18 protein-coding genes are annotated in these 14795 nt (G+C 31.9%); 3 read left to right on the top strand and 15 right to left on the bottom strand.

Annotated elements, in window-relative coordinates; all coding sequences use genetic code 11:
- Positions 1–96 precede the first annotated feature (96 nt).
- Positions 97–936: a helix-turn-helix domain-containing protein gene (locus Q0828_RS05480; RefSeq protein ID WP_298418391.1), complete on the bottom strand. Its 840-nt coding sequence runs from the start codon at positions 934–936 to the stop codon at positions 97–99.
- An 87-nt stretch (positions 937–1023) separates the two neighbouring features.
- Positions 1024–1473 (bottom strand): GNAT family N-acetyltransferase, encoded by a 450-nt coding sequence (locus Q0828_RS05475; protein ID WP_298418389.1) that lies wholly within the window; start codon positions 1471–1473, stop codon positions 1024–1026.
- A 147-nt stretch (positions 1474–1620) separates the two neighbouring features.
- Here Q0828_RS05475 and Q0828_RS05470 point away from each other — a divergent pair, with 147 nt between their 5' ends.
- Positions 1621–1776: a hypothetical protein gene (locus Q0828_RS05470; RefSeq protein WP_298418388.1), complete on the top strand. Its 156-nt coding sequence runs from the start codon at positions 1621–1623 to the stop codon at positions 1774–1776.
- A 47-nt stretch (positions 1777–1823) separates the two neighbouring features.
- On the opposite strand, the gene Q0828_RS05465 is transcribed toward Q0828_RS05470, so the two are convergent.
- The 5 genes from Q0828_RS05465 to Q0828_RS05445 all read right to left on the bottom strand — a co-directional run bounded on the left by Q0828_RS05465 (position 1824) and on the right by Q0828_RS05445 (position 6725).
- Positions 1824–3173, bottom strand: a complete 1350-nt coding sequence (locus tag Q0828_RS05465; protein WP_298418387.1) for a DEAD/DEAH box helicase — start codon at positions 3171–3173, stop codon at positions 1824–1826.
- 56 nt (positions 3174–3229) lie between these two features.
- Entirely contained in the window at positions 3230–4171 is a 942-nt protein-coding gene (locus tag Q0828_RS05460) for a YitT family protein (RefSeq protein ID WP_298418386.1), read from the bottom strand.
- Positions 4172–4343: 172 nt separating this feature from the next.
- Positions 4344–4535: a hypothetical protein gene (locus Q0828_RS05455; RefSeq protein WP_298418385.1), complete on the bottom strand. Its 192-nt coding sequence runs from the start codon at positions 4533–4535 to the stop codon at positions 4344–4346.
- 241 nt (positions 4536–4776) lie between these two features.
- A complete protein-coding gene (locus Q0828_RS05450) occupies positions 4777–4974 on the bottom strand; it encodes a hypothetical protein (protein ID WP_298418384.1) in 198 nt (65 codons plus the stop codon).
- Positions 4975–5186: 212 nt separating this feature from the next.
- Complete coding sequence (locus Q0828_RS05445; protein ID WP_298418383.1) at positions 5187–6725, bottom strand: sulfatase-like hydrolase/transferase; 1539 nt, start codon at positions 6723–6725, stop codon at positions 5187–5189.
- A 209-nt stretch (positions 6726–6934) separates the two neighbouring features.
- On the opposite strand from Q0828_RS05445, the gene Q0828_RS05440 reads away from it, so the two are divergent.
- Both Q0828_RS05440 and Q0828_RS05435 read left to right on the top strand, forming a co-directional pair.
- A complete protein-coding gene (locus Q0828_RS05440) occupies positions 6935–7270 on the top strand; it encodes a hypothetical protein (RefSeq protein ID WP_298418382.1) in 336 nt (111 codons plus the stop codon).
- Between the two features lie 10 nt (positions 7271–7280).
- Complete coding sequence (locus Q0828_RS05435; RefSeq protein WP_298418380.1) at positions 7281–8807, top strand: hypothetical protein; 1527 nt, start codon at positions 7281–7283, stop codon at positions 8805–8807.
- Positions 8808–8810: 3 nt separating this feature from the next.
- On the opposite strand, the gene Q0828_RS05430 is transcribed toward Q0828_RS05435, so the two are convergent.
- From Q0828_RS05430 to Q0828_RS05395, 8 genes are all read right to left on the bottom strand, one after another.
- Positions 8811–9149, bottom strand: coding sequence for a hypothetical protein (locus Q0828_RS05430; RefSeq protein WP_298418377.1), 339 nt, complete (start codon positions 9147–9149; stop codon positions 8811–8813).
- A 12-nt stretch (positions 9150–9161) separates the two neighbouring features.
- Positions 9162–9695 carry a hypothetical protein gene (locus Q0828_RS05425; RefSeq protein WP_298418376.1) on the bottom strand — a complete coding sequence of 178 codons (534 nt, stop codon included), beginning with the start codon at positions 9693–9695 and terminating at the stop codon, positions 9162–9164.
- Between the two features lie 30 nt (positions 9696–9725).
- Positions 9726–10586 (bottom strand): GNAT family N-acetyltransferase, encoded by an 861-nt coding sequence (locus Q0828_RS05420; RefSeq protein ID WP_298418374.1) that lies wholly within the window; start codon positions 10584–10586, stop codon positions 9726–9728.
- A gap of 23 nt (positions 10587–10609) precedes the next feature.
- A complete protein-coding gene (locus tag Q0828_RS05415; RefSeq protein WP_298418373.1) occupies positions 10610–11221 on the bottom strand; it encodes a hypothetical protein in 612 nt (203 codons plus the stop codon).
- 105 nt (positions 11222–11326) lie between these two features.
- On the bottom strand, positions 11327–12583 hold the full coding sequence (locus tag Q0828_RS05410) for an SH3 domain-containing protein (protein ID WP_298418371.1): 1257 nt from the start codon (positions 12581–12583) through the stop codon (positions 11327–11329).
- A gap of 164 nt (positions 12584–12747) precedes the next feature.
- Positions 12748–13140, bottom strand: coding sequence for a hypothetical protein (locus tag Q0828_RS05405; RefSeq protein WP_298418370.1), 393 nt, complete (start codon positions 13138–13140; stop codon positions 12748–12750).
- Positions 13137–14381, bottom strand: a complete 1245-nt coding sequence (locus Q0828_RS05400) for a sigma-70 family RNA polymerase sigma factor (protein WP_298418369.1) — start codon at positions 14379–14381, stop codon at positions 13137–13139. The genes Q0828_RS05405 and Q0828_RS05400 overlap by 4 nt, the downstream gene beginning before the upstream one ends.
- Positions 14381–14734, bottom strand: coding sequence for a YciI family protein (locus Q0828_RS05395; RefSeq protein ID WP_298418367.1), 354 nt, complete (start codon positions 14732–14734; stop codon positions 14381–14383). The genes Q0828_RS05400 and Q0828_RS05395 overlap by 1 nt, the downstream gene beginning before the upstream one ends.
- Positions 14735–14795 lie beyond the last annotated feature (61 nt).

Raw genomic sequence — 14795 nt, 5'->3', positions numbered from 1 at the left:
ATTAATAATGATGCAAAAATAGAAAGACGCTACGCATCTAATATTACTAAATAAGGTCATTAGTTTATGAAAAAAGGTCAAAAATTAGGTAAAGAATTATAAAGAGATTTTACTAGGACTAAATCCGAACTTATTTTTAAAGGCAATACTAAAGTTTGAAAGGTTATTGTAGCCAAAATCTAAATAAATATCTGAAGGCTTACAATCTCCTTGTTCTAACATTTCTTTTGCTTTTTGAAGCCGTTTGTTTTGCAACCATTTCCCTGGAGAAACATCATATTCTTTAATAAAATGACGTTTAAAAGTGGATAAACTCATATTACATAAAAAGGCAATCTCTTCCAATTTTAAATTGGAATGTATTTTACTCTCAACAATTTTTTTAAAAGCAGAAGTCTCTTTAACGATTAAAGATTGTAAATAAAGCTTAAACGTATCTCCGTATTTATTGATAAGATAGAGTAGGAGTTCTTCAAATTTTACAGAAAGTAAGTTTTCCATGAAAATTGCGGGCGCTTCATGAATAGTTACTAACGAATTTAAATAAGAAGTAATATATGCATCATTCCGAATTACAAAATAAGGAACTTCATCTCTTAAAATTGATCTTGCTTCGGTGTGTTTTTCTAAAAATTCTTTAAGAACTTTCTCTGAAAAGAATAAAAGTTTACAATAATAAATGGCTTCTGTTTCTAACAACTCTGTCCACAACCAATTTCCTTTTTTAAGAAGTAAAGATTGATCTTTATTGACAGCAATTGAATTGCCAGCAAAATGAACTTGTTTTTTTCCAACCTGCAAAAAGCTAAACATATTCATGCCTAAGTTGACTTTGCTTTTCACAACGTCATTTGTCATTTTAAAATCGTAGACAAATAGATCAGGTCTCTTTTTAGTGTTACTAAGATAAATTTCGGGTATGTTTTCTATTGCCATATAGCGTTTTTAGCTTGTGATAAACACGAGTACATACGAAGTTCTTACTTATTTTTTAGGATGACTAATTTTATTGTGTAAATAATTCTAAATTCTCCGTTCAAATTTTACTTTCCGAACTCCATGATCGGTGTCCCATTGTTTCACTTCTTTGAAGCCAAATTTCTTATATAATTCAGTAGCAGGTTTATTTTTCAATCCCGTTTCGACCATAAATAAATTTGAATCAAATGTGTCAAAAACGAATTCCATTAGCCGTTTTGCAATACCTTGCCGGAAGAATTTTGGAGCAACAACCAAACTATTAATGTATGTATATTTAGTAGTATGATTAATTTCAATAACTCCTGCGAGTTCATTGTTTTTCAAGTATCCAAAAAATAGGGTGTCACTATTAATATAACTTTCCAGAGGTCTTTTTAAAGGAGGAAAATTAATTGCATTTAATAATTTGGCTTCAACGGCATAAGAAACTTGAAAAACAGCACGTATTTCAGTAGCTACTTCTTTGTTGGTATGTTGAAGTTTCTGTATCATTTTTTTATTGCAGTTGTGTAATTTTCACCTTGTTAAAGATACAGTTTTTAATCACGTTTGATTCATAAAACGGAGGTTATAATTCTTGTTTTTAGCTTTTTGCTGTTATACTTTCATGTCATTATTAACCTTAAAAATCATTTAGATATGAAAAAAAGAAATCTTAAATCATTAGGACTTAAAAAAGAAATTATCTCTAAAATTAACGAGATTGTAAAAGGAGGAAGAGGATACCCAACGTATTTATCTTTACCATATTCAGACTGTTGGTGTTGGAGTGCAGATAAAGATACACAGCCTTAAAATTATTTATAAGCTGAGTGAAATTTCAAGGCTTTACTCAGCTTATTTTACTTTCGCTTCTTGTTACGTTTATTGTAATTTTTATCACCTCTTGTTTTTGGCTTTTTATACTTTTTTGCAATTTCTCTTCGGTATGATCCACCTTGATTGGTTTTCTTATTTTTTTCTTTCTTTTCATGAAAACCAGGCGCTAATCCTGTCGTTTTTGAAGGATTGTTAATCTCGCGAATGCGTGTTTGTTCTTCAGGAGCTAATTCATTAGAAATAGAAACTTCTTCAGGAAATTCTAGTTGTGGAATTTCGTATTTCATTAAAGTTTCAATCGCTTCCTTGTATTCTTTTTCTTTTGCAGTATACAACAAAATAGAATTTCCTTTTGCTTCTGCTCGTCCTGTTCTACCAATACGATGCATGTAGTTTTCAGGATAATTTGGCGTATTAAAATTGAATACATGTGTAATCATTTCCAAATCCAAACCACGCGCCATTACATCAGTAGCAATCAAAATACGATTCATGCCTTCATTAAATTGATTGATAGAACGCAAACGGTAATTTTGTGTTTTGTTCGAATGAATCACACAAGATTCTTCCCCAAATTCAGGTTTTAAACAATCAAACAAACGATCTGCAATACGTTTATTAGAAATAAAGACCAACACTTTGCTATACGTTTCCTTATCTTTTAACAAGTGTTTTAGCAGATTCACTTTCGTGTAAAAGTTTTGAACTGCATAGCAGGTTTGCGAAATATTGTCTAACGGTGTTCCACTTACTGCGATAGAAATTGTGTGTGGAGCAGTAAAGAAATCATCAATCAACACACTAACATCATCTGTCATTGTTGCCGAAAACATAATATTTTGACGATGTTCAGGAAGTAATTCCAAGATATTAGTAATCTGAAAACGAAAACCTAAATCTAACATGACGTCAACTTCATCAATTACTAGTTTCTTAATCGCTTTTAATTGCAAAGCTCTACTCAAAACCAAATCATATAAACGTCCAGGAGTTGCTACAATAATATCAGCACCTTGTTGTAATGATTGTGCTTGTGTATTCATATTCACGCCACCATACACACCAACGGTACGCACATTGATATATTTGGCAAATAATTCAATCTGTTCTACTACTTGGACTACCAATTCACGCGTGGGTACTAGTACTAAAATTCTTGGATTAACTTGCTTTGAAAATTTCAAATCACGTAACAATGGCAACATGTATGCAAATGTTTTTCCTGTTCCAGTTTGTGCAATACCAACCACATCTTTCCCTGAACGAATCACAGAAAATGATTCTTCTTGAATTGGTGTTGGTGTTGTGAAACCTAAATCTTCAATCGCATAATGCAACTGCTTTGATAAGTCAAAATCCTGAAAAGTAGACATAACTGTTTAAATTTTGCGCAAATGTAGTGTATTTCATGATGTTAGGATGCAGAAATCTATTGCTGTTTTGTTTTTTCTGCATTTACAATAGCTTTTTCAACATTTTTATCTTGTTGTGAGTATAAAGCTGGTGTTAATTTTTTGAGTCCTTCTTTGGTCAGGTATTTAGTTAAAATACCACCTTTAATATTGTTTACATCAAATTCTATGATAAAAGCATTGGGATCAACTTTCTCAATTAAGTTATAGGTTCTACGAATGTCAATTCTGTTAATTACGGTGTGGATGATCTCTTTTTCGATTTGCATACCGCGTTTTCCATAACCTCTGGCGCCTTTATATAAAGTGGTTCCTGCTCCGACAGTTTTGATTAATGCTGCTTCTATTTGAGTAGAATACTCTGAGACAATCATCAAACCGACAAAATCTTCAAAACCTTCAATCATTAAATCAATGATTTTGGCAGTGACCAAAAATGTAAGAACCGAATACATGGCAATTTCTACAGAAAGTACTTTGGCAGTAATAGCAAATAATATAGCATTAAATCCTAAAATAATTTTTCCAATACTAATTCCTAAACGATCATTGAGAAAAATTCCTAATATTTCAGAACCATCTAATACAGCTCCGTTTTTTATTGTCAAACCAATTCCTGCGCCTAAGAATAATCCACCAAAAATGGCAATTAGTAATTTGTCATCAGTAACTGAAGAAAAGTTTTCAAAGTGAATAAAAATAGCCAATCCAATAATGGAAAGAATCGATTTAACAAAAATGCGTTTAGAAAGAGTAAACCAAGCTAAGATTAAAAACGGAATGCTTACAATGAGTAAAATAACTGAGATATCAACCTTGTATATTTCACTAAGAAGAATGGCAATTCCTGTAGCACCACCATCTAAAAAACCATTAGGTAATAAAAACATTTTTAGTCCAATACTTGCCAGAAGAATTCCGATAAAGATTTGAAAAATTTCTGAAAAAAGTTGTTTCATATAGCAAGTTTTGAGTTGTAAAATATTTTGTCAAAAATAACGAAAAACTTGCGGCTATAATCATAAGAACTTTTTATGACTGTACTCGACAGGTTCTTATGAGTAGCCTATTTTTTAACCATAAAAAAGAAAAAGCAACCCGAAGATTGCTTTTTAAAATACTATTAATTTACTATTGTTTTGGCTTTGGTACTTGTAAATCACAAACAACGCCATCATATGTATTATTACAACCAGTTTCTGACTGCGCGCATACAAGCGGGTGAATAATAGAAATTAATGTTCCTCCTTTAATAGTAGATGAACTTAAATTTGAAATAGATTTTTTGTTAAGTGTTAATGATTTCAAGTTTCTTTTTTTCATGGTGTAAAAATTTAAAAGTTAGATGGTAAATGTATACGATTGACCTTTTGAAAGCAATAAGTGTAAGTGCCTATTTATAAATGGAGAAGTATGAAAGTAAAAAAATAAGAGGCATAATGAGTTCAAATTAATGATAATATCTTTCTGCAAAAAAGTAAAAATTAGGAGCTACAATCATAAATAAGAAATAAAGAAAAAGCAATCCGAAGATTGCTTTTAAATTACATTACTATTAAATTTATTATTGTTTAGGCTTAGGTGTTTGTAAATCACAAACAATTCCATCTTCACAATGTGTATTGATACAAGTTCCTTCTGACTGCGCACATACAAGCGGATGAATAATAGACACTAATGTACCTCCTTTAATGGCAGCCGAATTAAAATTTGAAATAGACTTTTTATTAAGTTTTAATGTCTTAAGATTTCTTTTTTTCATGATATAAAATTTAAAAAGTTAGATGGTAAATGTATATGATAGATCGGTTGAAAGCAATAAGTACAAGTGCCGATTTATAAATGGAGATGTAAATTTAATATGAATAAAGAATCGGTAAATTAAGTAAAACGTCTAAAAGAGGATATTGCTTCTTTTGTTAAGAAAAAAAGCTACTTATGATGTATAAGTAGCTTTTAGTAGTAAAAAATGGTTTACATATTTTGATTTAATGCAATTGGTCCATCAGATATGGTATTGCGACGTAAGAGACGTTTTTCTGCTTCATGCAACTTTTTAGCTAAGTCATTTCTGATTTCTTTGTATTCAGGATTGTATGCTAAGTTTTCCATTTCATTATCTTCATTATCTGTCAATTTATACAATTCATACATTGTTGGGTAACTTCCTAATGCATGAAAATAATAGGCAAATTTCCATTCTTTAGTTCGAATACAACGAATTCGATTCGCCGCTAAAACTGCCGAAGCATGATCTGCCGAACTTGCTTTGGTATCGTCAAATGTAAACATGATTTCATCCTGAACACCAGTGCCGTTTGTAATGATTGGTAATAAGTTGTTTCCTTGTAATGCTTTAGAAGGGCGTTTTATATTTGCAATTTCCGCCATTGTAGGCATAATATCTATCAACGTTGCTAATTCGTTAGAATTTCGTTGTGGAATTTTTTCTCCGTTTTCATCTTTACTAGGAAATAGAATTGGGTTTGAAAAAACCATAGGAACATTGAGTGTTTCTTCATATACGTTGAATGCTTTTTGACGCATACCGCCATGTGCTAATCCCATTTCTCCATGATCTGAAATACGAATCACTAAAGCATCATCTGCCATTCGGTTTCCAGCTTCACTCACATGATATAATTCAGCAATAAACTCTCCAATTTGTTTGTCAATCTTTGTGAGTGTATGTGCATAGAAGTTAATATAATTTAGCTTTTTTTTATCATCTGGTAAATCGCCTAAAAGTATGTTTGCAGATTGTACAATTTGAAACTGCGCCATTGGTTTTTTATTCTTAAGTAAATCTTCATCTAAAGAATATGGTAATCCAACACTTCTACCAAGCCAATCTTCTTCAGAATACCCATAGTTTACACCATTTGGATAGGCTAATACATCATGCGGATTTACCAATGAAAGGACTAAGCAAAACGGAACACGCTCTTTACCACTTTCACGTGCTGTACGAACTTGTTGTAAAAAATCAATTCCTTGCTGAATGTACATTTCATCATGATTTGCATAACCACCACCAAAATTTTGTGGTTTTACATCTTCTCCCGCATCAGGAGCAACCCAGCCTTTAAAGCCTGTCAAAGCAATCTCGGAAGCTGTTAAACCGTTTTCAGTTTCTCCTTTACTCAAGTGCCATTTTCCACGATATTGCACATCATATCCATCACCTGAAAGCATGCGTGCCATATTATAAATTCTTGGATCAAGTTGTGTTTCGGAGTCAGAATAACGTCCGCCAAAAGTAAGTGTTTGTGTCACTCCATGTTGTGACGGATATACGCCTGTGAATAGTGTTGTTCTACTTGGTGAACACATACAAGAATTACAAAATGCTTTGTTGAATGTAAAACCATTGTCTTTTAAAAATGTCATGGTTTCTAAGTTTTCAGCTTCCCAACCTGTTGGAAAGTTTCGAGTTGCACGTTCTTGATCCGTAATGATTAGAATCATATCTGGTTGTTCAGGTAGTTTGGCTCTTTGTTCAGAAAAATTCATAAGGTTTAGTTTTTATTTAAGTTGAATATCTTATAAATTTCCAAGTTGCATAAGCGTGCAAATACGCTACTCTAAAAGCCAGTAAAAGTACTTGTAGTTGCACTATTTTTTATTGTTGTTATTGGTTGATTTATGGTTTTTTCCTATCTTTTCAGAGTGAAAATTTCTTAAAATCATTAAAATATATATTAACTAATTACATTAACATTATGGGACTTAAAAAAGCAATCGAAGGATTAGATAAAGCAGTTAAAGATTTAACGTCATTACACGTGCAAACTTATACAGGTGAAACAACTATTTCTGTGGATAGTGATAAACCTTTTGCAGATATGCTTGCAGTTATTGAAGCAGGAAAAACAGATGCTAAACTTGTTTTGGTCGCAGAAACGCTTGCCAAATTTGATGGTGACTCGTATAATTTTGTAAAGAAAAACTTAGATGATGTTCCTGATATTGCTTTAGAAGTACATAAAAATGCTGTAAAAGCAGGAATTGAAACACGTATTGGCTTGCTAGGCTTATTTAAAGGACTTATAAAATAAGATCATCTACATGAGTGGATTTCCAGCATATACATATCGGGAAGTATCAGGCACACCAATTAATCAATTAGGAGGTTTTGAAACCATTCTAAATGGTGTTGCAAACAATGGTTTTGTGAATAGAGTACCAGTTGACAAAACTGAAGCTTTTCAGATGCAGCACCAAAAAATTAGAATTCAAACCATTGCTACACGCTTATACTTGCTTGGATATCTACGAAGAGACTTTAAGCCAAAACGAATACATAAGAAAATTGAAAAAATTAAAAGAGCTACACTAGCGTTTCAAAAAGATGCCAACCTAACACAAGATAGTTGGGTTGGCGATGAAACGTGGTATGCACTTGATGAGTTGGTAAGTTTCGAGTCTACATTTACAAATGAAAGGTGGTTTGTAAATGGACGCATAAAGCCAGAAGTGCAACATGCCATGCATAGAGCTATTCAATTACGACTTTGGTCTTTGGGATTATATGGAAAAAAACCAAGGCCGAAATTTAAGTTGTTAACTAGAAGAGCTTTATACAATTTTACACGAATTCTTCACATGTTCGCTATACGAAAACGGAGTTTTGTAAGTGATTTTAATACAGAAACCCTCATACTTCTTTTTGATCAAGAGAAACTAGTTCACTTTATAAAAAAACGAAGTGTCGTAACAAGAAATGTGTTTAACTTGATGCTAGCTACTGATAAAGAAGAGGAAGATGAAACACTGTCTAAAAATTTTATGGTGAATTGTGCCAAAATAGAACTTTGGTTATTAGGCTTTAAACTACGAGTAGATGTAAAACTGAGTTATAATTATGAATATGGAAGCGGTATTTGGAATGCACTTGCTGAGTTTCACAGAGAGTTTGAAGGAAGAAAAGTACATATAGCAGAAAAGCTAGCTAAAAACGTTTCCCCAAGACTTTTTGTAAGTCTGGCAAATGCTTTAAAATCTGAAGAATCGTATAAAGAAGATGATGCAAGTGAAGAAATAGCACAACAACTTTTTGTGAAAAATAATACGGCAGAAACAACAAGTAATATTCAAAAAGCGTGGGGTTTTATAAAAGAAACAGGCATGCGTTTGTGGGATGGATTAAAACGTGTTTGGCGCTGGATTAAAAAAATAGGGAAAAAGGTTGTCACTTTTATTCAACACAATTTATTTAAAGGATTCTACCGTTTTGTATCAAAATCATTTAAAATTGTAACGCGAGGAATTGGTGCTATTGTGAAATCTATTGGTGTCTATATCAAAGGTGGAATGGTAACTGAAGGTATGTTTTTTAAGTTTTCAAAAGACATGGACACTTCTGTATATATTGACGCTAATATAAGTAATGAAAATGCTGAAGCTGGTTCGTTTGCATTATTAAAACAAACAACTGCCTTTAAACTTGGTTGTAAAATTGTAGGATGGATATTCTATATTTTTAAAAACCTTTCTCTTGGATTATGGGGTTGGGCAAAAATTCTCTTTTCATTATTAAAAGGCTATAAGGAATTACGTGTTTTGTATCATGACTTTAAATTGATTGCTAGTTAATGTTTATTGAGTCAGTTCTATGTATTCAGAAGTTCCGCCAGATAAATCTCCATTGAGCCAAACCCAGTTAAAATTTAATTGCAATTTCCCATCAGGATGTTTTGTGATGATTCCTGTAGAACTTCCTACTTTTAACTCACCATCGTTTGTTAAACATTGAAACAATAATTCAATTGTATCGTTCGCAGTTTGTTTTCCAACAATGAAACCTTCTTTAATTTCTCCACCTTTATATGTTCCTGTAATGATTTTTCCATCTTGGAAATAATGAAAAATAGTTTCGTTAGAAGAAAGGCCATTTTTATTTTCGGTGGTAATAAATTTTTTATCGTGTATGTTCAAAAGTAATGTTGTTTAATTTTCGTTATGCGTGTGAATAAAACCGTCAATTAGTTGTTCTAACCAAGCTTCAATAGCTTCTGTTAACTGTAAAAATAATTGATCGACTTCTGTGTTAAATAAATTTTTATCAATACGATCTAAGCTCATTTCCATAGAATAATGAACATTGTTATAATGAATTTGATAATATTTCTGAGTTCTATCAAGAATTCCAAAAAGATTTTTCTCGTTGTAATATGACTGTTTTAATGTAGCTTTTGAAAAACTAAACAATTGTGTAATACGTTCTCTAATGCGTTTTGGGAGTTTACTTTGATGTTCAAAGGTAGTTCTGCTCTCTTTTACCAAGTCTTCATTGATTTCTTCTAAGTTACTTGGTTGTGCATAAAAAAATGTAAACAGTTGATAGTTCAAATTTGTATCGATAAATAAATTAATAATACGAATATTGTCATATAAACCGGGAGTGAAAGAATAGGATAAAAGGTATTCTTCCTTAAGTTTCGTAGAATCATGTTCATAAAAGTCCTCATTTTTAAAATTCATCTAGTATAACTTTTTATGATTAAAAGAAGACTACCCTAACTCAAAAGTAGTTATTCCAAAGATTTTATCGAGCGCAACTGTTGGTGGTGTGCCGTAATACATACGTGCACATTCAAAAATATAAGTTGCTTCATATTTTTTTACAAGTGCTTTTGCAGCTTCATTACTCATAGGAATATCTAAAAATAGCGATTCGTCATTTATAGCATTTAAACACGCTTGATATAATGCTTCTGCAATTGTAGGATTGTCAGCAAATAACGGACAAACTTTGTAACCTGTGGTTGCTTTTCTAATAATTGCAAAACCTTTTAATTGATCGTTTTCAACATATTTAAATGTTTTTGTCAGTGGAAGTTGTAACCAAGGTTTTAGGAATTGTGGACGCGAAAATCCAAAACATTGTTGATCGTACGCTAGGATATTTTCAAAGTCTTCTTTTTCAATAGGAGAAATATTTTTATCAATTTCAAATGAACTTCCTTTTCGTTCATAACGAACATCTCTAAATGCAATTTCAAAACCTCCTTCTCTATAAAATGGTTGCATGTCTACAACGCCGTCCATTCCAATAGCAGCGTCTTTGTGCAAACGAGAAAGTAGTTTGTCACGTCTGTGATACCAAAGTTTTCTGCCAATTCCATGCGTTCTATATGGTGGTTTCACGATGAAGAATCCCATGAATCCAAAATTTCCATTGTAGGAAACAATAGATCCACCAGCTATAAGTTCATCATTGTAATGAAAACCATAAAACCCATCAGGATCAGTTGCAAAGTATGCATGAACATCATGCGGTCCCGGATTCCAGCCTTCTTTTTCTGCCCAAGAAACTAATGTTTTGATACCATTAATATCGAGTTTTTTAAATTTTAAATCATCAATATTCATACGATTACGATTTACTAAAATGGTTACTCATCTGTGTCACGATTCATAAATTGATCTAATAAATCATTCATGTCGGGCATACTTTCAAGATGCGTTTTTACTTTTGTATGAATGTCTTCAAATGTAGCTTCATCATTAAGAACTTTCAGTGCATATTCAATTGGATACAATGACATAACTGTTTGATTTTTGTCATATTTTATAGTCATAGCTCGCAATGGAAACTCTGGCTCGTTATCTTGATAGAGCTTAAAGTCAAATGCTTTAATCATGTAATCTGCAAAAGCCAATGCTAAATACATCATTGTTTCTTTATCTGCTAAATTAAACGCCTTGCAATACATATGAAACCCCATACCATCTTGTACAACTTGATCTAAGTTAATTGGATGATTTAATGGATTTTCTACTTTTTGGTCAATGTTATTATCAATATAAAACCCTTTGATAACTTTTAAACAGCCATCCAGAATAAATTCGTCAATAGTATCTTCAGAATATCTTTTAGCAAAATAATTAGTTGTGTAAATTTCTTTTATTTCACCTTCATTTGCTAGTGACTCTTTCGTTTGTTGAGGTGAATCTTGTTTTTGTGTTGATTTTTTTGAAGAGAACAGTTTTTTGAAAAAATTCATGCAATTTATTTTTTTTGATTACTGAAACCATGTTGTCCATGGAGTTGTTAATGGTAACAAGATAACCTAAATTATAAAGAAAATAGTTATTCTTTTTAGCGTTTATTAGCAGCCGCAGCTCCCAAAAGTATTTATGTTTGTGTCAATTGTTCCATCTTTTGATGTTAAGTGCATGGTTCCTGAATAAATAGTTCCTCCACCATTATCTTTTGCTTCTTCCGTAAGGGTAAGTTTTAGATCATAAATTTCATTGTAATACTGTTTGTGAACACTTCCACGTTTGTCGTCAGTATTTTCAGGTTTTTTACTTTTTAATGAGATGTATTTTCCATCAATTTTTATTACTGCAATTGCTTTTGGTGGATCATCCGTAGTGCCAATAAAAACCATAGTGCCATAATCTTTTGGATGTGTTCTAAATGTACAACTACAGCCATCATCTACAGCAAAACCATCTGGTAAATCGTTCAATGTTGTAATTACTTGTAACGGTTTGGCAAAAGCAGTTTTTTTATCAACTTCTGATTCCGTTTTGTTTTCAGTACTCAATAGAACTGATTCCCATACACCATTTACCATTAAAGGCTTAGCGTTCATTTGCATAAAGTGTTTACTCGTTTTTTGAGAACGTGTGTATTGCACTTTGTTTGTGTAATCTTTTACAATCTCGATTAATTCCATCACTCTATTTTCGTATGCGCCACCATCTACCATGAAGTAAAATTCACGTTCTTTAAGAATATTGTGCTTAGAGTCTTTTAAAACATAACGATATTCGTATCCATACTCACCAAATTCTGACTTGCTAATTTCTAAGATCTTGCCGTCTTTATGATACGTTGTAATTTGTGTTTCAGCATCTCCAGCTTCTTCATTCTTAATACTGATATTTTTCCAAGTAGTTAGATCAAATTTTCCAAAATGAATAAAATCAAACTGTTCATCAGTAATAATTTCATTCCCTATATCATCTCCTTCATTTTTGACAGCGCCGCCATAAACCCAACCCTTTTTGTTGCCTTTGGTTGTTACTTTTAACCAATAATCATCATATACAACGCTACGAAGTACAATAATATCTTTGTTTTCAGATATTGTTCCTGTAAATTTTATCTCTTGAGGTTTATACGTTCCAATTACCTTTCCTTTGGTATTCGGAGTTTTGCGCACATTTATATTATCTACCCAAACATAATAAGTATTGTTATCTTCTTTTTCTGTAGTTGCTTCAGTTTTAGAAGTCGTATCAGTATTTGTTTCAGGAGTTTCTTTTTTGGAAGTGTCGCTTCCGCAAGAAATAAATAAGAAAACTAGAAACAGTATGTTAATTTTTAAAATGGTAGAATGAATTTTTACTTTCATTATGAATTGATTAGCATTGAGTTTAAATTTAAGAAATATTACAGAAATGAATAAGTTAAACATAAAAAATGCTAACAAGAATAATCTAGTTAGCGTTTTATACTATTTTTTGAAGAGATTTTATTTTTATAAGTAAGCCTACAATTTCCTTTAGAATTTAAGAATTACTTTTTGATAATGTTTTTTTGAAATTCTACAATTGAAACTATTATGAGTGCAAATGTTAGTATAACTGTAAAAATATGATTCATAGGAGTTGCTCTGCCTGTAAAACCAAATCCAAAACTGAAAAGTAATAACATATAAAAGCAAAAAAGAGCCATAAATAAGATAGAAACATATAACAACATTGCAATCCAAATATTTAATTTGATACTAAAGCGACTTTTCAAATTAAACTTGAAATATTTGATGATATTTAGGCATAATAATACAGTAATTCCAGTAAAAACAATGCCTTCCATGTGATACTCATTCAATACAAAAAAATCATAGAAAACAGTTAATAGGAGTAATGCCGAAATTGTAATGCTTAGTTGTTTTAGGGGAATGTTCATGTATGTGAAATTAATAGATTTCGTTTCTTTTCCAAATACTCTTTTTCAAGCGAATTTATTACTGTCGCTAACGCTAAATCAATATTAATAATTGCTTTTTCAATATTTTTTGTAGCAAAATAATAGTCAGAAAATGTTCCGTAATACAAATAGCTTCGTTGTGCCAGATCGTTTGCTTCTACTTGATCTAAATACTGTTTTGCTTTCGCGAAGTCTAAATTTTGCAAACAGACAACCGCCATGGTTACAATATAAATCGGCATTGGTTGTATAGCATACAAACATTGATACCAATATAAAATTTTAGTCCAATTAGTTTCGTCAAAATGTGCAGCACGTAAATGTTCGGCAGCAATGGCTGCTTCATAATGGTAACAAGAAAAATTTGTGTCAGAAACAGCTTTATGCATCATCGTATTCCCTAACTGAATTAATGGAAAATGCCACAAACTACGATCCTGATGTTTTAAATTGAGAATTTCATTTTCTGAATTTGTTTTTGCTTCTAATCGCGCAGAATGAAAACACATTAACGCAAATAAGGCATAGGCAGCAGGAATCCGTGTATGCACGTTTTTGAGTAACATTTTACACAATCGCATGGCTTCACCGCATAAATCTTTTCGAATCAATGTTTTTTGTGTATTGGAATGAAAACCTTCATTAAAAATTAAATACAATACTTCCATCACACTTTCCAAACGATCAGGTAATGCTTTTCCTTGTGGAATATGAAACTTTATGTTTGATTCTTTGATGGTTTTGCGTGCGCGTAACAACCGTTTTTTTACGGTTTCTTCTTTGGTTAATAAAGCAGAAGAAATTTCTTTAATACTAAAACCAGAAACAGTTTTTAAGGCAAACGAAATTCTGTCTCTTGGGTCTAAATTTGGATGGCATGCAGTAAAAATCATGCGCAACTGTGCATCTTCAATTTCAGTATCTAAAAACAGTTCATTAACGGCAATAAAATCACGACTTTGTTGAAGATTGGGAAGAAGTTTCTTTTCAGATTTAAGTTTTCTGAAAATATCTAAAACTCTATTTTTTGCAGCTTGTGTAAGCCAAGCTTCTGGGTTTTCTGGTTGTTGTTGTCGCCAAGAAATACTGGCTTTGATAAACGTATCTTGCACTGCATCTTCAATGATTTCAAGATGCGAAAGTCCAAAAATTCGAGTTAACACAGAGACCATTTTTCCACTGTGATAGCGGAATAAATGGTCAATGAGTTTTGATTCCATTACTTGTGGTCTTCAAAAACAGTTACTTCTCTAATTTCAACCGTTCCACCTAAATCATAGTCAGGAAAATCCTGTGCAATTTCTTGAACAGCGTCAAAATCTTTAGCAACAACTAAATAATAACCGCCAATAATTTCTTTTACTTCTGCAGAAGAAAGATCGGTCACAGTACGATTTTCTCCAACAATTCTACGAATTTGAGGATTCAATGCATTTCCACCACGCAAAATTCCAGCTTGTTCCATTTTGCCTCCCCAAGCAAACCACTTTCCCATACGGTTTTGTAATTCTTCTGGCGAAAGCCCTAAATCAGCGTAATCTGCTCCGACGAAAATCATCATAAATTCTTTCATAATAGTGTTTTTTATATTGTTATACCTCTAAGACGTTTGTCAAAATATAAAAGAGGACATT

This window comes from uncultured Kordia sp. (assembly GCF_947496985.1).
In the GTDB taxonomy this organism is placed as follows: Bacteria; Bacteroidota; Bacteroidia; order Flavobacteriales; family Flavobacteriaceae; genus Kordia.
This window is presented reverse-complemented; position numbering and strand designations above follow the sequence as displayed.

Bases quoted from the DNA above. Each gene is read 5' to 3' on its own strand.
- Q0828_RS05480 (WP_298418391.1), bottom strand. From the start codon at position 936: ATGGCAATAGAAAACATACCCGAAATTTATCTTAGTAACACTAAAAAG.
- Q0828_RS05475 (WP_298418389.1), bottom strand. From the start codon at position 1,473: ATGATACAGAAACTTCAACATACCAACAAAGAAGTAGCTACTGAAATA.
- Q0828_RS05470 (WP_298418388.1), top strand. From the start codon at position 1,621: ATGAAAAAAAGAAATCTTAAATCATTAGGACTTAAAAAAGAAATTATC.
- Q0828_RS05465 (WP_298418387.1), bottom strand. From the start codon at position 3,173: ATGTCTACTTTTCAGGATTTTGACTTATCAAAGCAGTTGCATTATGCG.
- Q0828_RS05460 (WP_298418386.1), bottom strand. From the start codon at position 4,171: ATGAAACAACTTTTTTCAGAAATTTTTCAAATCTTTATCGGAATTCTT.
- Q0828_RS05455 (WP_298418385.1), bottom strand. From the start codon at position 4,535: ATGAAAAAAAGAAACTTGAAATCATTAACACTTAACAAAAAATCTATT.
- Q0828_RS05450 (WP_298418384.1), bottom strand. From the start codon at position 4,974: ATGAAAAAAAGAAATCTTAAGACATTAAAACTTAATAAAAAGTCTATT.
- Q0828_RS05445 (WP_298418383.1), bottom strand. From the start codon at position 6,725: ATGAATTTTTCTGAACAAAGAGCCAAACTACCTGAACAACCAGATATG.
- Q0828_RS05440 (WP_298418382.1), top strand. From the start codon at position 6,935: ATGGGACTTAAAAAAGCAATCGAAGGATTAGATAAAGCAGTTAAAGAT.
- Q0828_RS05435 (WP_298418380.1), top strand. From the start codon at position 7,281: ATGAGTGGATTTCCAGCATATACATATCGGGAAGTATCAGGCACACCA.
- Q0828_RS05425 (WP_298418376.1), bottom strand. From the start codon at position 9,695: ATGAATTTTAAAAATGAGGACTTTTATGAACATGATTCTACGAAACTT.
- Q0828_RS05420 (WP_298418374.1), bottom strand. From the start codon at position 10,586: ATGAATATTGATGATTTAAAATTTAAAAAACTCGATATTAATGGTATC.
- Q0828_RS05415 (WP_298418373.1), bottom strand. From the start codon at position 11,221: ATGAATTTTTTCAAAAAACTGTTCTCTTCAAAAAAATCAACACAAAAA.
- Q0828_RS05410 (WP_298418371.1), bottom strand. From the start codon at position 12,583: ATGAAAGTAAAAATTCATTCTACCATTTTAAAAATTAACATACTGTTT.
- Q0828_RS05405 (WP_298418370.1), bottom strand. From the start codon at position 13,140: ATGAACATTCCCCTAAAACAACTAAGCATTACAATTTCGGCATTACTC.
- Q0828_RS05400 (WP_298418369.1), bottom strand. From the start codon at position 14,381: ATGGAATCAAAACTCATTGACCATTTATTCCGCTATCACAGTGGAAAA.
- Q0828_RS05395 (WP_298418367.1), bottom strand. From the start codon at position 14,734: ATGAAAGAATTTATGATGATTTTCGTCGGAGCAGATTACGCTGATTTA.